General features: G+C 63.4%; 19 protein-coding genes. 1 reads left to right on the top strand and 18 read right to left on the bottom strand.

Annotation, left to right across the window (positions count from 1 at the left end):
• Window positions 1-64 precede the first annotated feature (64 nt).
• The 17 genes from queE to ACPPVV_RS04215 all read right to left on the bottom strand — a co-directional run bounded on the left by queE (window position 65) and on the right by ACPPVV_RS04215 (window position 14,941).
• A complete protein-coding gene (gene queE, locus ACPPVV_RS04295; RefSeq protein ID WP_426702238.1) occupies window positions 65-757 on the bottom strand; it encodes a 7-carboxy-7-deazaguanine synthase QueE in 693 nt (230 codons plus the stop codon).
• A 10-nt stretch (window positions 758-767) separates the two neighbouring features.
• A complete protein-coding gene (gene ybgF, locus ACPPVV_RS04290) occupies window positions 768-1,580 on the bottom strand; it encodes a tol-pal system protein YbgF (RefSeq protein ID WP_426702237.1) in 813 nt (270 codons plus the stop codon).
• Between the two features lie 41 nt (window positions 1,581-1,621).
• Window positions 1,622-2,131 (bottom strand): peptidoglycan-associated lipoprotein Pal, encoded by a 510-nt coding sequence (gene pal / locus ACPPVV_RS04285; protein WP_426702236.1) that lies wholly within the window; start codon window positions 2,129-2,131, stop codon window positions 1,622-1,624.
• A gap of 248 nt (window positions 2,132-2,379) precedes the next feature.
• A complete protein-coding gene (gene tolB, locus ACPPVV_RS04280; protein ID WP_426702235.1) occupies window positions 2,380-3,705 on the bottom strand; it encodes a Tol-Pal system beta propeller repeat protein TolB in 1,326 nt (441 codons plus the stop codon).
• Entirely contained in the window at window positions 3,702-4,643 is a 942-nt protein-coding gene (gene tolA / locus ACPPVV_RS04275) for a cell envelope integrity protein TolA (RefSeq protein ID WP_426702234.1), read from the bottom strand. The genes tolB and tolA overlap by 4 nt, the downstream gene beginning before the upstream one ends.
• On the bottom strand, window positions 4,630-5,094 hold the full coding sequence (gene tolR / locus ACPPVV_RS04270) for a protein TolR (RefSeq protein ID WP_426702233.1): 465 nt from the start codon (window positions 5,092-5,094) through the stop codon (window positions 4,630-4,632). The genes tolA and tolR overlap by 14 nt, the downstream gene beginning before the upstream one ends.
• Window positions 5,095-5,108: 14 nt before the next feature.
• Window positions 5,109-5,795, bottom strand: coding sequence for a protein TolQ (gene tolQ, locus ACPPVV_RS04265; RefSeq protein ID WP_426702232.1), 687 nt, complete (start codon window positions 5,793-5,795; stop codon window positions 5,109-5,111).
• Window positions 5,796-5,832: 37 nt separating this feature from the next.
• Window positions 5,833-6,252, bottom strand: a complete 420-nt coding sequence (gene ybgC / locus ACPPVV_RS04260; RefSeq protein ID WP_426702231.1) for a tol-pal system-associated acyl-CoA thioesterase — start codon at window positions 6,250-6,252, stop codon at window positions 5,833-5,835.
• Window positions 6,245-7,294: a Holliday junction branch migration DNA helicase RuvB gene (gene ruvB, locus ACPPVV_RS04255; RefSeq protein ID WP_426702230.1), complete on the bottom strand. Its 1,050-nt coding sequence runs from the start codon at window positions 7,292-7,294 to the stop codon at window positions 6,245-6,247. The genes ybgC and ruvB overlap by 8 nt, the downstream gene beginning before the upstream one ends.
• Window positions 7,295-7,414: 120 nt before the next feature.
• Window positions 7,415-9,301, bottom strand: coding sequence for a potassium transporter Kup (locus ACPPVV_RS04250; protein WP_426703164.1), 1,887 nt, complete (start codon window positions 9,299-9,301; stop codon window positions 7,415-7,417).
• Window positions 9,302-9,318: 17 nt separating this feature from the next.
• The gene (ruvA, locus tag ACPPVV_RS04245; RefSeq protein ID WP_426702229.1) at window positions 9,319-9,915 is read right to left on the bottom strand and encodes a Holliday junction branch migration protein RuvA; all 597 of its coding nucleotides are present in this window, start codon (window positions 9,913-9,915) and stop codon (window positions 9,319-9,321) included.
• Window positions 9,916-9,937: 22 nt separating this feature from the next.
• Window positions 9,938-10,459 (bottom strand): crossover junction endodeoxyribonuclease RuvC, encoded by a 522-nt coding sequence (ruvC, locus tag ACPPVV_RS04240; protein WP_426702228.1) that lies wholly within the window; start codon window positions 10,457-10,459, stop codon window positions 9,938-9,940.
• Between the two features lie 36 nt (window positions 10,460-10,495).
• Window positions 10,496-11,230, bottom strand: coding sequence for a YebC/PmpR family DNA-binding transcriptional regulator (locus ACPPVV_RS04235; protein WP_426702227.1), 735 nt, complete (start codon window positions 11,228-11,230; stop codon window positions 10,496-10,498).
• 78 nt (window positions 11,231-11,308) lie between these two features.
• Window positions 11,309-11,947 (bottom strand): esterase/lipase family protein, encoded by a 639-nt coding sequence (locus ACPPVV_RS04230; RefSeq protein WP_426702226.1) that lies wholly within the window; start codon window positions 11,945-11,947, stop codon window positions 11,309-11,311.
• A gap of 134 nt (window positions 11,948-12,081) precedes the next feature.
• Window positions 12,082-13,854 carry an aspartate--tRNA ligase gene (aspS, locus tag ACPPVV_RS04225; protein ID WP_426702225.1) on the bottom strand — a complete coding sequence of 591 codons (1,773 nt, stop codon included), beginning with the start codon at window positions 13,852-13,854 and terminating at the stop codon, window positions 12,082-12,084.
• 130 nt (window positions 13,855-13,984) lie between these two features.
• Window positions 13,985-14,518: a DUF3011 domain-containing protein gene (locus tag ACPPVV_RS04220; RefSeq protein WP_426703163.1), complete on the bottom strand. Its 534-nt coding sequence runs from the start codon at window positions 14,516-14,518 to the stop codon at window positions 13,985-13,987.
• Between the two features lie 93 nt (window positions 14,519-14,611).
• A complete protein-coding gene (locus ACPPVV_RS04215; RefSeq protein WP_426702224.1) occupies window positions 14,612-14,941 on the bottom strand; it encodes an FmdB family zinc ribbon protein in 330 nt (109 codons plus the stop codon).
• Between the two features lie 278 nt (window positions 14,942-15,219).
• Between ACPPVV_RS04215 and ACPPVV_RS04210 the strand changes: the two genes are divergently transcribed.
• Window positions 15,220-17,724, top strand: a complete 2,505-nt coding sequence (locus ACPPVV_RS04210; protein ID WP_426702223.1) for a TonB-dependent receptor plug domain-containing protein — start codon at window positions 15,220-15,222, stop codon at window positions 17,722-17,724.
• Between the two features lie 53 nt (window positions 17,725-17,777).
• On the opposite strand, the gene clpB is transcribed toward ACPPVV_RS04210, so the two are convergent.
• Window positions 17,778-20,369, bottom strand: coding sequence for an ATP-dependent chaperone ClpB (gene clpB, locus ACPPVV_RS04205; protein ID WP_426702222.1), 2,592 nt, complete (start codon window positions 20,367-20,369; stop codon window positions 17,778-17,780).
• Between the last annotated feature and the right edge of the window lie 64 nt (window positions 20,370-20,433).

Here is a 20,433-nt window from a genome sequence, read left to right as displayed (position 1 = left end):
CGGCCGCGAACGCCACCGGCAACACAGGCCGGCGCGCATAAAATCCTTAACTTGCTCCGGACGGTCAGTGCCCGGCCGCGTCATTCCACAGCAGCTTGTGCAACTGCATCTGAAAACGCACATCCAGCTTGTCGTCAATGATCCACTCGGCCAGTTCGCGCGGCTGCACGGCCCCGTGCACCGGCGAAAACAGCACCATGCAGCGATCGGCCAGTGCGTGTTCGGCCAGCATCGTACGTGCCCACTCGTAGTCGCCACGACTGGCGATGACGATCTTGATCTGGTCGTGCGGCAGCAGGTGATCGAGGTTGGACCACAGGTTGCGTTTGCTCTCGCCAGAGTCGGGGGCCTTGAGGTCCATCACCTTGCGAACGCGCGGATCGACTGCGGAAACATCCAGCGCACCCGACGTTTCCAGCGAGACTTCATAGCCGGCATCGCACAGTTTCTGCAGCAGGATCAAGCAACGCTTCTGCGCCAGCGGTTCACCGCCGGTCACGCAAACATGTTTCGCTCCGTGCACGGCGACCTCGGCAAGGATGTCGTCGATCGCATGCCAGTCGCCACCGTAGAACGAATACTCGGTATCGCACCAGACGCAGCGCAACGGGCAACCGGTAAGACGCACAAACACGGTTCGCCAGCCAATCGCATCGGCCTCGCCCTGGATCGAGTGGAAGATCTCGGTGATCCGCAACCGTTCGGCGACGGGCGCGGCAGGCGTGGTGGACGCCACGGGTGCGTCAGTGCCGCTCATCACGATGGACTCAGTTGCCCGACTGCTGCAGACGCTGCAGGCGTTCCTGGGCCAGGCTGGCTGCCTTGGAACCCGGATACTTGGAAGTGACCTGGGTCAACGTCGCCTTGGCATCAGCCGCCTGCTTGAGTTCAAGCTGGCTGTAGCCCACTTTGAGCAAGGCGTCGGGGGCCTTGTCGCTTTGCGGGAACTGGCTGAGCAATTGCTGAAACGATTCCAGCGCAACCTTGTAGTTGGTCGTCGCGTAATAGGACTCCCCAAGCCAGTACCAGGCATTGGGAACCAGCGCATGATTCGGGTATTGCTGGATGAAACTGCGAAACTCGCGCGAAGCCTCGACATAGTTGCCCGCGCGGATCGATTTGAAGGCCACGTCATAGGCCGCCTGGGCTGCGGCTGGATCGCCCGCGCCTGCGCTACTGCCGGCGGTGGCCGGCTGACTCGCGGTCGCATTGCCTGCGGTTGCCGCGCTGGCCGCAGCGGCGGGGTTTCCGGCCTGCGCCTGCGGGCTTCCACCTGCCGGAGCAGTTGCACCCGCAGCGCCACCTTCAAGACGTCCCATGCGGGCATCGAGGTCGCTGTACTGTGCCTTGTTCTTGTCTTCGAGCGTCTGCACCTGATGCTGCATTTCCTCGACCTGACCCTGCAGTTGCTGCATCTGCGCCTGCAGTTGCTGCATCTGGTTGACCATGCCGACGCCGCCCTGATCCTTGTTCTGAGCCTGCTGCTCCAGCCGCGTGACGCGATCGGCGAGACTCAGTCGCGAGTCCTGCGCGAATGCCGGAAACGCGAACAGCATGGCGGACGCGATTGCGCCCGCCATGCTGAACCTGGCTGCATGACTATTAGCCAGTCGCTTCATCATTACTGAGCCGTGTAGACGATCTCGACGCGACGATTCTTGCTCCAGCAATCCTCGTTGTGCTCACGGCACACCGGCTTCTCTTTGCCGTAGCTGATCACTTCGAGCTGGCTGGCCGAACCGCCGGCTGCCTGCAGCGCGTCGGAAACAGCATTGCCACGACGCTCGCCGAGGCCAAGGTTGTACTCACGCGTGCCGCGCTCGTCGGTGTTGCCTTCGAGACGGATGTGCGAGGTCGGACGGTCCTGCAGGTACTTGGCGTGGCACGCCATGATCTGCTGGAATTCCGGCTTGATCTCGGTCTTGTTGAAATCGAAATACACGACGCGCTGACGCAGGCAGGCATCGGTATCCAGATCGGCGGGGGTGTACTTGCCATTGGACTGGTTGGTCTCAGTCTGGGCAACCGGCTCCGGAGCCTGCGGCTGCGGCTTGACTTCCTGCTTTTTGGAGCAGGCGGCCGCGCCAACGCAGAGCAGGGCGACCAGGGCGACGCGAACGGTCTTATTCATGGTGACGTTCCTTACGAGTTGAGTTCCGACAAACGATGACGATCAGGTTACGGGACAACGACGCCGGTTAACCGGCTGTTATTTTGACACGTGAAAGACCGCTCGTGCGGGTTAGTGCACAACCGATCAAACTGGTATGGCGCAGAAATAAAGCGTCACAACCGAAACCGAAAATGCGCCTGAGGCGCCGTTCGGGCCCAATCCTTGGGCATCATGCCGCTACGCGTGATGCGCAGCAACATGAGGAATCACCGCTGCCGGTACGGTCCCCAGGCTGGCTCTTGCACATTGCCATCGGCAAGTGCGAGCCGTTGCCGGACCATGCCATCGTTCGATACTGAATACAGAACTCCGCGGCTGCCCTCGGTGGCGGCGTACAACAGCATGCTCGCGTTGGGCGCAAAACTGACGGCATCGTCGATCGGACCCGGGGAGACGAAACGCACTTGCCCACCCAAGCCACGGTCCATAATGACGATACGATACACGTTCCCGTTGCCCTGCACCATCGCGATCTGCTTGCCGTCGTAACTTACCGAAGCCTTGGCGTTGTTCTGGCCCTGGAAGCTGATCCGCTGCGCCGAGCCGCCACTGGCCGGGGTCTGGTAGATCTGCGGCCGGCCGGACCGATCCGAGGTGAAGTAAATGCTCTGGCCGTCCGGCGCCCAGACCGGCTCGGTGTCGATCGACAGGCTGTTGGTCAACCGGGTTTCCTGATGACTGGCCACGTCCATCACGAAGATTTCCGGGTTGCCCACATAAGACAGCGCCAGCGCCAGCTTTCGGCCGTCCGGCGACCAGGCCGGTGCGCCGTTGATGCCCTTGTGCGAGGAAATCAGCTGACGCGAACCGGTGGTGATGTCCTGTACGTAGATGTTCGAGTTGCCACTCTCGAAGGAGACATAGGCGATCTTGCGGCCATCCGGCGACCACGACGGCGACAGCAGCGACTCCTTGGAACGGGCCACGACCTGCGGGTTGAAGCCGTCCGAATCGGCCACGATCAGCGAATAGGTGGTGTTGTTGCCCAGGCCGACCGCCGTGATGTAGGCGATGCGAGTCCAGAACGCGCCACGCACACCGGTAATCTTCTCGTAGATCTGGTCGGCTATCTGATGGGCGACGCCGCGCAGGTCGCCTGCCGGCACCGTGAAGGCTTGGGCAAGCAGGCTCTGCTGCTTGTTGACGTCCCACAGTTCGTATTCGACCCGCAACGTGCCGCCGCCAGCATCGCTGACCCGGCCGACGGTGATGTAGTCCTGCTTCAACAGGCGCCAGGTGGCGAACTTGATGTCCGCACCCTTGGACGGGAATTCCACGATGTCGCTCTTGGCCAGCGAACGAAATTTGCCGGAGCGGTTGAAATCGTTGCGGATCACGTCGGCAATGTCGGTCGACAAGGGCGCGCCGCCCGCCTGGGCGAACGGAACCACCACGATCGGGGTGGCGGTCTTGACGCCGCCGACAATGTCGACATTCAGCGACTGGGCCGAAGCGGGACCGACGAACAATGCCATCGCGGCCAGCAGGATGACGACGAAGCTTGAACTGAATTTGCGCATGGGCTTGATCATTGCGGCCTGAATGTGAAGGTTAGGTTGCGCTGGAACACGCTTTCGAAGCCCTTGTACGGCAGGGTTTTGGTTCGCAGCACCGCATTTTCGACCGAACGTCGACCAGCTTCGTCATAGGGACAACTGGAATCCACTGTGGCGCTCATCACGTCGCCGCCAGGTGATTGCACGATATGCACCTGACACGGCACCGCCGGTATGTTATCCGGACGCAGCCAGTTCGGCGTGACCGCATTCTGAATGGCTGCGGCATATTCGTCGGCCAGACTGCTGTTCTGACTGTTGTTGCCGGTCTGACGCTGCGCTGCAGCGGGTAGATCGGGTTGACCGTCGTCCCGGGCGTTTTTCAGATCTTCCATCTGTTGCTTGGCCTGTTTGGCCTTGCTGTCGAGGGTCTTCGTCTGGGCCGAGGCCGCGTCCATCTTCGCAAACAGATCGTCGAGCTTTTTCTTCTGCTCTTCCTTCTTCTTGGCGGCCTGCGCGTCCAGCTCGGACTGGCGCTGGCGCTCCTTTTCTTCCTGCAACTGCTTGGCTTCGGCTTGTTCGGCCGCGTCCTCGACCACGCGTTCCTGATCCTTGACGTCAACCTGCTTCGGCGGCGGCGGCAACTGCTTCACCACCGGGGTATCCGGCTGGGGCGGCGTCGGTGGCGGCACCGACGGCGGTGGCGGCACGGTATTGGGAACCGGCTTGACCTTCACCGATTTCGGCGGAGGACTGCCGGTGGGACCGATCAGGGTCGCCTCGATCACCTGGCCCTGCAGTTCCAGCGGCTTGGAACAGGTGATCGGGTTCATCCACGCAGGCAGGTGCAATACGTTGAAGAAAGTCTCATAGCTCGAGCACGGCAGGATCGCGAGGAACAGAAACCCCACGATGCCGATATGCAGGATGGCGGAAAGTACGACCGCCTTCGGCGTCGCCTTACTTTCGTCCATTGGACGTGCTCTTGCCCTGATCCTTCGACTGGCCGGGCTGACCCATCAGGCCGACCTTGGCCACACCGGCCTGCTGCAGGTCGGCCAGCACCTTGAACACGCCGCCATAGGCACCGCGTTCGTCACCGCCGACCAGCACGCTGACCTCGGGATTCTCGCGCACGAATGCACCGACCTTGAGTTTGAGTGTGTCCTCGTCGACCAGTTCCTTCTTGGCGCCGCTCAGGGTCAGGTAGAGCTGACCGTCCTGCAGCACCGAGACCAGCACCGGGTCCTTTTTCTGCTGCAACGACTTGGCATCCGCCTGGGGCAGCTGCACGTCGACACTGGAATTCATCATCGGCGTGGTGACCATGAAGATGATCAGCAACACCAGCATCACGTCGATGTACGGCACGACGTTGATTTCGGATTTGAGCTTGTAGCGCCGTTCGCGCCGCTTGGTGGCCATGACTGCTGCTCCGCTCAGGCCACGTCGTCGGTCTGGATCTGCCGCTGCAGCACGGAGGAGAACTCCTCCTGGAACACGTCGTAGCGCGAGGCGATCCGTTCGACCTTGGTGGCATAGCGGTTGTAGGCCCACTGCGCGGGAATCGCCGCGAACAGGCCCATCGCGGTGGCGATCAGCGCCTCGGAGATGTGTGGCGCGACGACCGCGATGGTCACGTCCTTCATTTCGCCCAGGCCCTGGAACGCACCCATGATGCCCCACACGGTGCCGAACAGGCCCACGTACGGGCTGATCGAACCGACGTTGGCGAGGAATTCCAGGTTGCGTTCGAGCAGCCCGATCTCGCGCGTGCCAGCCACCTGCATCGCCCGCTCGGAACCTTCGACCACGCTACGCGCGTCATTCGTCTTGCGCTGACGCTGACGGGCAAATTCGCGAAAGCCCGATTCGAAAATGTTCTCGATGCCGCCGTTGCTGCCGCCGCGGTTGCTGACCTCACGGAACAGCTGGGCCAGGTCGCCACCGGACCAGAAGCGCTCCTCGAACTCTTCGGCGTTTTCCATCGCCGCCTTGGTCTGGGTGTACTTGCGGATGATGATCACCCAGGACAGAAACGAGAAGATCAGCAATACCAGCAGCACCAGCTTTACCGGCAGGCTCGAATCCGCGATCAGCGTGAAAATGTTCAGTCCACCGTTCATTGCTTGCAGGTTCTCCGCCAGTCGGCTTGGGTTGTCTTTAAAGAGCAGGTTCTGGAATCAGACCAGCCGGAATCGGTGCCGGGCGCATGCGCCGAAGATCCACGCAGGCCACCCGGACCTGCGCACGAATCAGGCAGCTGCCATCCGTTCTCGTGATCGTCTGGGTGAACAGGATACTGGCTGCGCGCCGTTCTTTGACGTCGACCGTTACCGAGAGTTCATCATCCAGCAGGGCTGGCTTGAGAAAGTCGATCTCCATCCCGCGCACCATGAAGGCCAGACCGGTGGCCTGCTTGAACGCCATCTGGTCGACTCCGAGCGCGCGCATCCACTCGCTGCGGGCGCGCTCCATGAAGCGCAGGTAGCCCGCATGGTAGACCACCCCGCCCGCGTCGGTGTCTTCCCAGTAGACCCTGACGTTCCAGCTGAAAGGCACCATCGGCACGGACTCAGACATGGTCGGTCCCGGCGTCGAAGAGGTCCGCCGGCTGGGCCTGCCGCGGCGGCGGAATCAGACCCAGGTGGCGCCAGCCCTTGGCGCTGATCATGCGGCCACGGGCGGTGCGGATCAGGTAGCCCTGCTGGATCAGGTACGGCTCGACCACATCCTCCAGCGTGCCGCGATCCTCGCTCAGCGCCGCCGCCAGCGACTCCACCCCGACCGGACCGCCGTCGAAGTTCTCCACGATCAGGCTGAGCAGGCGCCGGTCCAGCTCGTCGAAACCTTCCGGGTCGATCTTCAGCATGTCCAGCGCAGCCTGGGCTGCCGCCAGCGTGATCTCGCCGCCGGCACGCACCTCGGCGTAATCGCGCACTCGGCGCAGCAGGCGGTTGGCGATGCGCGGCGTACCGCGCGAGCGGCGGGCGATCTCCTGTGCCCCTTCCGGCGCGCAGACGATGCCGAGGATCTTCGCCGCGCGGCGCACGATGGCGGTGAGCTCGTCGGCGGTATAGAACTCCAGCCGCTGCACGATGCCAAAGCGGTCGCGCAGCGGTGCGGTGAGCATGCCCGCGCGGGTGGTCGCGCCGATCAGGGTGAACGGTGGCAGGTCCAGCTTGATCGATCGCGCGGCCGGACCTTCGCCGATCATGATGTCGATCTGGAAGTCCTCCATCGCCGGGTACAGCACTTCCTCGACGACCGGCGACAGGCGATGGATCTCGTCGACGAACAATACGTCGTTCGGCTCCAGGTTGGTCAGCAACGCGGCTAGATCGCCCGCGCGCTCCAGCACCGGGCCCGAGGTGGAGCGCAGGTTGACGCCCAGTTCGTTGGCGATGACGTGGCTGAGCGTGGTTTTGCCCAGCCCCGGCGGCCCGAAGATCAACACGTGATCCAGTGCGCCGCCCCGCTTGCGCGCCGCCTCGATGTAGATCGACAACTGCTCGCGCACCGCCTGCTGGCCGAGGTATTCGGCCAGCCGTTTCGGCCGGATGGTGGCCTCCAGCGCCTCGTCGTCGAGCTGCGCGGTGGCTGTGATGATGCGGGCTTCGGTCATGAGGGCATTATGGCAGGCCCACCCGGCTCTTGTAGGAGCCCGCTGGCGGGCGATGCTCTGGTTTTGGCGTACACCGGAGCAGAAGCATCGCCCGCCAGCGGGCTCCTGCACAGGGTCCGATCAGATTTCGACCTGTGCCCCCAGCTCGATCAGCCGGTTGCCGGGAATCTGGAAGAACGCCGTCGCCGGCATGGCATTGCGTGACAGGAAGGCGAACAGCTTGTCGCGCCATAGCGCCATGCCAGGGCGGCGCACGTCGGCCACGATGTTTTCGCGCGACAGGAAGAACGTGGTGTCCATCATGTCGAAACCGAGACCTTCGCGCGTGCACTGGGTCAGCGCTTGCGGGATGTTCGGATCCTCGGCAAAACCGAAGCGCAGCTCCAGTCCGAAGAAATGGCCGTCCATCGGCGTGATCTCGATGCGCTCGTCGGCTTCGGCCACCGGCGTTTCCAGCGTTTCCACCGTCAGCAGCACGTTGCGCTCGTGCAGCACCTTGTTGTGCTTGAGGTTGTGCAGCAAGGCATGCGGCACCGCGTGCTGGTTCGCGGTAAGGAACACCGCCGTGCCCGGCACGCGCAGCGGCGGATGTTCGGCAATGTTCTCGATGAACGGCTGCAACGCCAACCCACCCTGCTTGATCTCGCGCACCACCAGTTCGCGGCCGCGCCGCCAGGTCGTCATCACGGTGAAGATCACCACGCCCAACACCAGCGGGAACCAGCCACCGCGTGCGATCTTCAGCAGGTTGGCGCCAAAGAACGACAGGTCGATGATCAGGAACAGCACGCCGACCAGCACCACCGCCAGCCAGTTCCAGTGCCAGCGCTTGCGCGCCACCACCAGTGCCAGCAGCGTGGTCATGGTCATGGTGCCGGTCACCGCGATGCCATAGGCCGCGCCCAGGTTGTCCGAGCTGCGGAAAACGAGCACCGCCAGGATCACCAGCACCATCAACATGCGATTGACCCACGGCACGAAAATTTGCCCGGACATCTCGCGCGAGGTATGCACCACCGCCATCCGCGGCGAGTAGCCCAGCGACATCGCCTCGCGGGTCATCGAGAACGCCCCGGAAATCACCGCCTGCGACGCAATCACCGCGGCGCACGCCGACAACGCGATCATCGGATACAGCAGCGACTCGGGCACCATCAGGTAGAACGGACTTTCGATCGCACGCGGATTGCTCAGCAACAGCGCGCCCTGGCCGAAATAGTTGAGCAGCAGCGATGGCAACACGAAGCCGAACCATGCCAGCCGGATCGGTTTCTTGCCGAAATGACCCATGTCCGCGTACAGCGCTTCGGCACCGGTCAATGCCAGCACCACGCCGCCCAGCGCGATGAACGAGGTGTCGCCATGTGTGATGAAGAAACGCACCGCATGGCGCGGATCGATCGCTTCCAGCACCTGCGGATTGGCGATGATCTGACGCAGGCCCAGTATCGCCAGCACCACGAACCACACCGTCATCACCGGCGCAAACGCCTTGCCGACCTTGTGCGTGCCATGTCGTTGCACGGCAAACATGCCAAGCAGGATCACCAGTGAAATCCACACCACGTACTTGTCCAGCGCAGGTGCGGCGACGCCCAGGCCCTCCACCGCGCCCAGCACCGAAATCGCCGGCGTGATCACGCCGTCGCCATAGAACAGCGCCGCGCCAAAGATGCCGAACGCGGCCAGCACCCAGCGCGCCCGCGCCGACCCGCTCATCGAGCGCTGCGCCAGCGCCATCAGCGCCATGATGCCGCCCTCGCCCTTGTTGTCCGCGCGCATCACGAAGGTGACGTACTTCAGCGACACCACCATGATCAGCGACCAGAACACCAGCGACAGCACGCCCAGCACGGCCGACGGCGTCGGCGTCATGCCGTGCGTGCCGAGCGTTTCCTTCATGGTGTACAGCGGACTGGTGCCGATGTCGCCGAACACCACGCCGATGGCGCCCAGCGCCAGCGCGGTCAGTCGACGGCGAATCTCGGGCGACGGTTCGCCGCGCATGGTTTCCTGACTCACGGTCAGCCTCCGAGAGCGGCGCGCAGCGCCTTGCGGATGATGGCTTCGGCGTTGTCGCCCTCGGCGGCGACCTTCTGCACCAGCCGGGTCACCTCGGCCGGCTTGTAGCCCAGCTGCTGCAGCGCCACGGTCGCTTCGCCGGCGGCATCCAGCGGCGCGCCGGCGTTACGCAGCGCAGCACCCGGGATGCCGGACATGCCGTCGAGACGATCGCGCAACTCCACCACGATACGTTCGGCGGTCTTTTTGCCGATACCCGGGATCTTGGTCAGCGCAACCACATCACCGGCCTGCACCAGCCGCGCGAAATGGTCGGTGGAAACGCCTGACAGCACCGAAAGCGCGATCTTCGCGCCAATCCCGCTGACCTTCAGCAGGTTGCGGAACAGCGCACGTTCGCTTTCGTGCAGGAAGCCATACAGCGTGACGCTGTCTTCCTTCACCGCGTGGTGGGTGAGCAGGACCACTTCCTTGCCGATGCCGGGCAGGTCGTAAATGGTCGACATCGGTGCCTCGACCTCGTAACCGACCCCGGCGACCTCGACCAGCAGCGAAGGTGGTTGCTTGGAAACCAGGATGCCGCGCAGACGTCCTATCATCGACCCCGCCTTGAAATCTGTTTCATCGGCCGCGCCTCCAAGCCGACCGCGGAATACCGACACGGGCGAGGCTGGCGCGGGTGTGCGCATGGGTCACGGCGATCGCCAGGGCATCGGCCGCGTCCGCCTGCAAGGGGCCTTTCAGGCCGAGCAATACGCCGATCATGTGCTGTACCTGGGTCTTGTCGCTGCGGCCGCTGCCGACCACGGACTGTTTAACTTCGGTTGCTGCGTATTCGTGCACCACGATTCCACGGCTGACCACCGCACAAATCGCGGCACCCCGCGCCTGCCCCAGCTTCAATGCCGAATCCGGGTTGCGCGCCATGAATACGCGCTCGATTCCGCACTCGGCCGGCTGATGCGCGGCGATGATGTCACACAGTTCGTCAAAGATGCGTTTCAGGCGCAGCGGGAACGTGGCTTCGCCCGCGACCGTGAGCGCGCCATGGAAGACGTGCGTGAGCTTGCCCGCACCGTCCACGTCGATGATGCCCACGCCGGTACGCTGGCTGCCCGGGTCGATGCCTAGAATTCGAATCATTTCGGATGCGATGCGAAAGGCGCGCGGCCCTTCGACTTATTCGGCAGCCTCGGCCGGCAGCACGGCGTTGTGGTAGATCTCGTGCACGTCGTCGAGCTCGTCCAGCCAGTCGATCAGATCGAGCAGCGTTTCCTGTGCCTCATCGGCAATCGCCACGCGGTTGGCCGGACGCATCACCACGTCGGCCCGCCCGGGCGTGAGCCCGGCGGCAAGCAACGCCTGCTGCACGGCTTCGAAGTTTTCCGGGGCGCACAATACGCTGCTCTCGCCGGCTTCATTCACCACATCGTCGGCACCGGCCTCGAGCGCCGCCTCGAGGATCCTTTCCTCCAGCGCGGCATCACCGGCCGTGGCGAATACCAGTTCGCCGCAACGGTTGAACTGGAACGCCACCGAGCCGCTGGTACCGAGGTTGCCGCCGTGCTTGGTCAGCGCGTGGCGCACATCGGCCACCGTGCGCACCGGATTGTCGGTAACGCAGTCGATGATCAGCGCGATACCGGCTGGACCGTAGCCTTCGTAGCGCAACTCCTGCATGTCGGCGCCACCGTCGGCACCCGAACCACGCTTGACCGCGCGGTCGATGGTGTCGCGGGTCATGTTGGCCGACAACGCCTTGTCGATCGCTGCGCGCAGGCGCGGGTTGCCGGCCGGATCAGCCACGCCGGCGCGCGTGGCGACGGTGATTTCGCGGATCAGCTTGGTGAACACCTTGGCGCGCTTGGCGTCTTCGGCGTTCTTGCGACCTTCGATGGACGGGCCTCTACCCATGACAATTCCTGCGTGGAGCGATTGGACAAGCGGGCAATTTTACCCGAATTCGACCGGCGTGCCGGATCCAGGCGCGACTCAGCCCGGACCCGCCCCGAATTGCCCGTTATGCAGAAAATCAGCCACCAGCCGCGCCACATCCTGCGAAAACAGCAGACCGGTGTGGTTGGCCTCCACCACGCAGTGGTCGGACAGGCCGGGCAGCCGGGTCTCCGCCACCGCCACGGTGCCATCATGGTCGCCATCGAAATGGCCCAGCACGGCGCCCAGACCCAGCGGCATCCGGCCGGCGATCATGCCGACCTCGCGCGTGCCGTCCCAGCGTTCAAAGCCTTGTTCCAGCAGCTCGCGATTGTGTCCCAGCAAGACTTCGCCACCACGGCCCCAACCGGCAAAGCCGCGTGCAGCCGCGCTGCCCCGCAACGGCGAACCGAGGCAGACGATGCGCCCTTGCGGCAACGCCGACGATTCGAGGCACGCGCGCAACGCGAGCAGTCCGCCGAGGCTGTGGCCGACAAGATGCACGGCATCCGCTTCGTCAGCCAGCCCGGCCATGCGTGCCTGCAGTTGATCGAGGATGCGCTGTTGGGTGGCGGCCACGCTCAGGTAATCGAAACGGTGGACGCGAAAGCCCGCCTCCATCAGCCGGCGATGCAGCATGGCCAGCGCGAAACCGCGCATCCACAGGCCGTGCAACAGGATCACATGATCAGACATGGCGGGACGAAACCTGCTGCGACGTGGAAAAAACGATAACGCCGTGCCCGCTGATCCTGCACCGGCCCGGGCCGGACGAGTCAGCCGGTGCGAAATGCCCGCACCAGCCGCCGGTCATCGCCACGTCCGAAGACTCAACGCTGGGCCGCGTCGCTGTCCAGCGTCTGGACATGCAGCTCCTTCAGCTGCGCCACGGCAATCGGCGATGGCGCATGGGTCATCAGGTCCTGTGCGCTGGTGGTCTTGGGGAAGGCGATCACATCGCGGATCGACTCGGTGCCGGCCATCAACGCCGCGATGCGGTCGATGCCAAACGCCAGCCCGCCATGCGGTGGCGCGCCGAACTTCAGCGCCTTCAGCAGGAAGCCAAACTTCATCTCGGCTTCCTCGGCGCTGATGCCGAGCAGCTCGAATACCGTGCTCTGCATCTCCGGCCGGTGGATACGGATCGAACCACCACCGATCTCGTTACCGTTCAGCACCATGTCGTAGCCGCGGCTCACCGCGTTGTGCGGATCGGCGCGCAGCTGGGCGGCGTCATCCACCTTCGGTGCGGTGAACGGATGATGCAGGGCGACGAAGCGTTGCTCGTCTGCGTCGTATTCGAACATCGGGAAATCGGTGACCCACAACGGCTTCCAGCTGTCCTCGACCAAGCCGCGGTCCTTGCCGACCTTCAGGCGCAACGCGCCCATGAAGTCGGTGACGGTCTTCCAGCTGCCGGCACCGAAGAACACGATGTCGCCAGTCTGCGCGCCGGTGATTTTCAGCACACCATCCAGCGCGGCATCGTCGAGGAACTTCGCCACCGGCGAATTGATCCCCTCGCGCCCCTTGGCCAGGTCCTCGACCTTGAGCCAGGCCAGGCCTTTCGCGCCGTAACGCGATGCATATTCGGTCAGCCCGTCGATGTCCTTGCGCGACAGCGTGCTGCCGCCGGGTACGCGCAGCGCGGCAACGCGACCGGCCGGATCGTTGGCCGGTTCGGCAAATACCTTGAACTCGACATGCTTCAGCGCGTCGGCCACGTCGGCCAGTTCCAGCGCGATGCGCAGATCGGGCTTGTCCGAACCGAACCGGCGCATCGCCTCCGCCCACGTCATGCGCGGGAAGTTGGCATCCAGCTCGACACCCTGCACGTCGCGGAATACGTGGCGGATCAATTCCTCCACGAAATCCTGCACGTCCTTTTCCTCGACAAAAGCGAACTCCAGGTCGAGCTGGGTGAATTCCGGCTGGCGGTCGGCACGCAGATCCTCGTCGCGGAAGCAACGCGCGATCTGGTAGTAGCGGTCGAAGCCGGCCACCATCAGGATCTGCTTGAACAGCTGCGGCGACTGCGGCAACGCATAGAACTCACCCGGATGCACGCGGCTGGGCACCAGGTAATCGCGCGCGCCTTCGGGCGTGGCCTTGGTCAGGATCGGCGTCTCCACATCCTGAAAACCGCGTTCGTCGAGGTACCGGCGCAGCGCCTGCACGAGGCGGATGCGCTTGCGCATCATCGCCTGCATTTCGGGGCGGCGCAGGTCGAGGTAGCGGTAAGTCATCCGCATGTCCTCGTTCGGATTCTCGTGCAGCGCGAACGGCAGGTCCTTCGCGGCGTTGAGAATCTCGACCTGGTCAGCTACCAGCTCGACCGTGCCCGTTTTCAGCTTGTCGTTGATCGAAACGCGCTGGCGGATCGTGCCGGTGACGCGCAGGCAGTACTCGTTGCCGATCTCGTTGGCCACGGCAAAGGCTGCGGCGTTGTCACGATCGATCACGACCTGGGCCAGTCCCTCGTGATCGCGCAGATCGGCGAACGCCACATGGGCCTGCAGACGGATCTTGTTGACCCAACCACACAGGGTGACGGTCTGGCCGATCAGCGACTCATCGATGAGGCCGCAGTAATGCGTGCGCATGCGCTTGAAACTCCGGGCAAGCCGCAAGGCGGCTGAAACAGATGGAAAAGACCCGGAATGTTACCACCGCCGCTCCCCAGGGGCGGGATCCGGACCGGCAGCGGGGACCAGCCTGCCGATCCGGAACGACTCACCAGCGACGATCGACCACGAACTGACCGCGACAACCGTGGTTCACCCATACACCGGCACGGTTCCCGCCCCAGCTATAGCCCTCGGTGCAACGATTCTTGGACAACTGCCTTTCCAGTCGAACACGGCCTTGGCGACCCAGGTCGACCTGACAGAGCTGGTAGCGATTGTCTTGGCTGGAGCACTCGAGCCGGATGCTGCGATTCCAGTCAGGACCGGGTCGCCAGCCACCACCGCCATGCGAACCTCCATGACCACGTTCCTCGGCAAATACGCCACGGCAGCCGCGATCGACCCATACTCCCCGCTGGTCGACACCCCAGGTTTGATCGCGGACGCACGCGCTTTTCGAATCCTGCCGCACAAGCCGTGCATTTCGCCAAGGCACTTGGCAAACGCTGAATTTCCCGTTGCTGCTTCCGCATTGAATGGACCCGCCTCCTTGTGCCTGCACCGAAGGCGCCGACGTCAGCGAGAACAGGCCAAGCAAGCCGATCGTCGATCCCAACAAGACTCCACCAGATACGCGCATGACCACACCTCCTCCCGAATGATGGCTTTCCCGGGTCGGCAAAGCCGTTCAATGTCCATGTTCGGCCCAACTTACCCGCACTGGCAGAAAAAATCAGTCATTCCCGGCCGGTTTGGCCGCCGGCGCTGGCGCGGGTGACGGAGCAGGCGCAGGTGATGCGGCGGATTCCTTTGCCGGTGTGCTGCCTGAGGCATCGCTATTGCCCGACGCGGCTTCGGCCAGGTTCCGCTTCTTGTCACCGTCCTTCTTGAAGTCGGTTTCATACCAGCCGCTGCCCGCCAGCCGGAACGAAGGCGCACTGACCATGCGCCGCAGCTGCGGAGCGCCGCAGGCAGGGCAGATCGAGGGGTCGGTATCGGACAACTTCTGCAGCCGGTCGAAACGGTGGCCGCAACTGTTGCATTCGAATTCGTAGATGGGCATGAAAACTCCGGGCGGCGCGGCCGGACCCCGGCCGGCAATTCACCATTATCGGCGCGTTTGCACGAATTTCAACGTGTCACCAGGCGCGATGACACCGCCCCGTGGGCCGGAGTAGCCTGCGATCGGCGGGTTATGCGAAGTAGAACCATTGATCTTGCACATGAAACCGAGAGCCGATGTTTGGACTTATAGACGTCTATACGTCTATTGACGAATGCTGGATACGTGACTAATCTGCAGTTGCTGCGTCGCAGCAAACCATGAGCCGGAGAGTCTCCATGAACAACCGCGTCAAACCGATCACCCGGGCATGGCTGCCTGCCGCCATCATGCTGGCACTCGCCAGCAACGTCGCCGCCCAGGACGCCAGCGCACCTGCGGCGACCAAGGCCAAGGATCTCAGCACGGTGATCGTCACCGGCACGCGCGCCAGCGACCGCACCGAAAGCAGTTCGCTGACGCCCATCGACGTGGTTTCGGCCAAGGTGCTCCAGCAGACAGGCACCAGCGACGTGCCCACGGCGCTTGCACGCATCATTCCGTCGCTCAGCTTTCCGCGCCCATCCGCCGCCGACACCGCCGACACCCAACGTCCCGCCCAGCTGCGCGGCCTTTCGCCGGACCAGGTGCTGGTGCTGGTGGACGGCAAGCGCTGGCATCCCGGCGCGCTTCTGTTGACCAATGGCGTACTTGGACGTGGCTCGCAGGCGGTGGATCTCAACACGATTCCGATGGGCGCCATCGATCACATCGAAGTACTGCGCGACGGCGCATCGGCACAGTACGGTTCGGATGCCATCGCCGGCGTCATCAACATCATCCTGAAGAAGGGCGCCAAGGGCGGTGACGTGGAAATCAGCGGAGGCCAGTACTCCGCCGGTGACGGCAGGCAGTGGCAGGGCTCGGCCAATTTCGGCATACCCCTCAGCGATGACAAGGGCTGGCTGCGCTTTACCCTGCAGAGCGGCAAGGAGGATTACACCAATCGCGCCGGTCCCGACACGAGAGCAGGCTTTCCGCAGCTTGGCGTAAATTTCCGCGAGGGCGATCCGGAGGTGAAGGATCAGAACCTGCTGATCAACACGCAATATGACATCACGCCGAACGTGCAGTTCTACGCGTTCGGCCACTTCGGACATCGCGAAGGCACCTCGCCGGCGTTCTTCCGCTACGGCAACAACAGCCCATCGCCGAGCAGCCCGTTGATCGCAGGCATCTACCCGAATGGCTATCTGCCACTGGAGAATTCCGACTCGACCGACCGCTCGCTGGTGGCCGGATTCCGTGGCACCGTCAATGGCTGGCGCTGGGATGTCAGCGGCAACTACGGTGGCAACCGGGTTTCGTACAAGACCTTCAACAGCATCAACCTTGCCTACTTGAACGATTTCGGCAGTAGCCCGACCTCGTTCCACGATGGCCTGCTCAAGGCAGCACAGCATTCGTTCGATATCGACATCGCCAAGGATGTCACGGTTGGCTGGCTGCCCAATTCGGTGACCGTGGCCTTCGGCGCGGAATACCTGCACCAGAGCTACGCGATCGATGCCGGCGACCTGCCGTCGTACTACACGTCCACCGGCAACCCGATTCCGGGAACCACGACCATTCCGGCGGGCGGCGCACAGGGCTTTGCCGGGTGGCAGCCGGTAAACGCCGGCTCGCTCGCCCGGCACGATGTCGCCGAGTACCTGGATCTGGAAACCAACCTCACCGATCGACTGGGCGTATCTGCTGCCGTGAGGCACGAGAACTACTCGGATTTCGGCAGCACGACTTCCGGCTCGCTCGCGGGACGTTTCGATTTCACCGATACGTTTGCCCTGCGCGCCAGCGCTTCGACGGGTTTCCGTGCACCATCGCTGGCCCAGCAGTTCTATTCGTCGACGTCATCGCTGTATTACGGCGCCGGCAATTCGTTGGGCCTCACACCGGGCATCTACAACTCCAGCTTGCTGCCGGTGAGCAGCCCGGTCGCCAGACTGCTTGGGGCCGAGCCGCTGAAGCCCGAGAAATCCCACAACTACACCGTGGGCGCGGTATGGAGTCCGACCGATGCCTTGACGCTGAGTATCGACGCCTACCAGATCGCCATCGACGATCGCATCGTGTTGTCGGGCAGCATCGCTACCACCGGCGCGAGCGTCCGTGACTACCTCGCGGCCAACGGCATCACCAATCTCGACTACCGGGGTGTTTCGTACTTCACCAACGCAGCCGATACGCGCACCCGCGGCATCGACCTCGTGGCCAGCTTCCGCAACGATCTTGGCAATGCCGGAACGCTGCAAACCACGATCAGTGCCAACTACAACAAGAACGAGGTGACCAAGGTTCGTCCGAACCCTGCGATTCTGGATTCACTGGGCAGCAGCTTCCAGCGTCTGGATCGTCGCGACATCAAGGGCCTGCTGGCCGACTCGACGCCGCGCAGCAAGTTGATCCTCAACGAGCAGTACAACGTCGGCAACTGGAACGTGACGGGAACGGTCACCCGGTACGGCCGCTACACCGCCTACAGCAGCACCGGCACCACCATCTACGGCAGCACCGGCACCCCGGCGGTGGATCAGACCTTTTCGCCGAAATGGCTGCTCGACCTGGCGGTGAATTACAACCTGCAGCGGTGGACGTTCACGGTCGGTGCGGACGATGCGCTCGATGCCTATCCGGACCGGGTCATCGCCGCCAGCAGCAACAACGGCACGTTGCCTTATTCCGTGTACGCGCCGTTCGGCTACAACGGTGCCTACGTGTACGGAAAGGTCGCCTACCGCTGGTGAGTTCCGCCGCCTTCGTACTATAAAAAATCCCGGCTTTCGCCGGGATTTTTCTTTCATGCGCCGGTAAACCGCAGATGTCCATTTTCTGCATCGACGCGAATCTTCGCGCCCGGGGGATAGCGCCCTTCGAGGATTTCGCGCGCCAGCGGATTCTCCAACTGCTGCTGAATCGCCCGCTTCAGCGGCCGCGCGCCATACACCGGATCGAAGCCGACGTTGCCAAGCAGGGCCAGTGCGTCGTCGCTGACTTCCAGCTTCAGCTGGCGCTCGGCCAGGCGTTTCTCCAGATAGTCCAGCTGGATGCGGGCGATCGCACGGATCTGCGTCTTGTCCAGCGGACGGAACACCACCAGCTCGTCCAGCCGATTGATGAACTCGGGGCGGAAATGCGCCTGCACCACACCCATCACCGACGCTTTCATCTGGGTGTACTGCTCTTCCTCGTCGCCGCCATTTTCCGCCGCGTCCTGGATCATTTGCGAACCGAGGTTGGAGGTCATCACGATCACCGTGTTGCGAAAATCCACGGTACGGCCCTGGCCATCGGTGAGACGGCCGTCGTCGAGCACTTGCAGCAGGATGTTGAACACGTCCGGATGCGCCTTCTCGACTTCGTCCAGCAGGATCACGCTGTACGGCCGGCGACGAACAGCCTCGGTCAGGTAGCCGCCTTCTTCATAGCCGACGTAACCCGGCGGCGCGCCGACGAGGCGCGAAACGGAGTGCTTCTCCATGAACTCGCTCATGTCGATGCGCACCATCGCATCGGTGGTGTCGAACATGAATTCCGCCAGCGCCTTGCACAACTCGGTCTTGCCCACGCCGGTGGGGCCAAGGAACAGGAACGAGCCGTTCGGCCGGTTCGGATCGGACAGGCCCGCACGCGAGCGGCGGATCGCGTCGGACACCGCATGCACGGCCTCTTCCTGGCCGACCACGCGCTTGTGCAGATCGTCCTCCATGTGCAGCAACTTCTCGCGCTCGCCTTCCAGCATCTTGCTGACCGGGATGCCGGTCCAGCGTGCGACCACCTCGGCGATTTCCTCGGCGGTGACGCGGGTCTGCACCAGTTTGAAGTCCTGCGTCTCGGCCGCTTGCGCGGCGGCGAGCTGCTTCTCCAGTTCCGGCAGTTTTCCGTACTGGATTTCGCTCATCCGCGCGTAATCCTGCGCGCGCTGGGCGGATTCCATTTCCTGGTGCGCCTGCTCGATCTGCTCCTTCACCTTGGTCGTGCCCTGCAGCGCGGCCTTTTCGGATTTCCAGATCTCGTTCAAATCGGAGAATTCGCGCTCCAGCTTGCCGATGTCGGTTTCCAGGTCGGCCAGCCGCTGCTTCGACTCGCTGTCCTTTTCCTTCTTCAGCATCTCGCGCTGGATCTTCAACTGGATCAGCCGACGCTCCAGCCGGTCGAGTTCCTCCGGCTTGGAATCGATCTCCATGCGAATGCGCGAGGCCGCCTCGTCCATCAGGTCGATCGCCTTGTCCGGCAACTGGCGGTCGGCGATATAGCGATGCGACAGCGTCGCGGCGGCGACGATCGCCGGGTCGGTGATCTCGACGCCATGATGCACCGCGTAACGTTCCTTCAGTCCGCGCAGGATCGCGATGGTGTCTTCCACCGATGGCTCGCCCACGAATACTTTCTGGAAGCGCCGCTCCAGCGCGGCATCCTTCTCGATGTACTTGCGGTATTCGTCCAGCGTGGTGGCGCCGATGCAGTGCAGCTCGCCGCGCGCCAGCGCGGGCTTCAACATGTTGCCGGCATCCATCGAGCCTTCGCCCTTGCCCGCGCCGACCATCGTGTGCAATTCGTCGATGAACAGGATCACCCGACCTTCCTGCTTGGACAGGTCGCTGAGCACGGCCTTCAGCCGCTCCTCGAATTCACCGCGGAATTTCGCGCCGGCGATCAGCGACCCCATGTCCAGCGAAAGCACGCGACGATCGCGCAAACCCTCGGGCACTTCGCCCTTGATGATGCGCTGGGCCAGGCCCTCGACGATCGCGGTCTTGCCCACGCCGGGTTCGCCGATCAATACCGGGTTGTTCTTGGTGCGCCGTTGCAGCACCTGGATGGTGCGGCGGATCTCCTCGTCGCGGCCGATTACCGGGTCGAGCTTGTTGCGCTCGGCGCGCTCGGTAAGGTCGATGCAGTACTTCTCGAGCGCCTGGCGTTGCTCCTCGGCGTTTTCACTTTGCACTTTCTCGCCGCCACGAAGTTTCTCGATCGCCGCTTCGAGATCGGGCTTCGTCGCGCCAGCCGCCTTCAGGGCCGTGCCCAGCTCGCCCTTGTCGTCCAGTGCCGCCAGCACGAACAGTTCGCTGGCGATGAACTGGTCGCCGCGCTGCTGTGCCAGCTTGTCGGTGAGGTTAAGCAGGCGGCTGAGGTCGTTGCCGAGGTTGATGTTGCCTTCCTGCCCGCTGACTTTCGGCAGCCGCTCCAGCATGTCGTTGACGCGCTGGGTCAACAGCGGCACGTTGACCTGCGCCTGGGTCAGCAACGGCGCGGTCGAGCCGCCCTGCTGGCCGAGCAGTGCGGCCATCACATGCACCGGTTCCAGCATGTTGTTGTCGCGACCCACGGCCAGCGACTGCGCGTCGGCCAGTGACTGCTGGAAACGCGATGTGAGTTTGTCCATCCGCATGTCGATTTTCCCCGATGGTCTGGCGCTTGATGATTTGACGGGATGTCCGTCACTGACCTGGAAA

Source organism: Rhodanobacter sp. Col0626, from assembly GCF_049994385.1.
Lineage (GTDB): Bacteria > Pseudomonadota > Gammaproteobacteria > Xanthomonadales > Rhodanobacteraceae > Rhodanobacter.
Note: the sequence above shows the minus strand (reverse complement) of the source record. Positions and strands in the feature narration are given on the sequence as shown.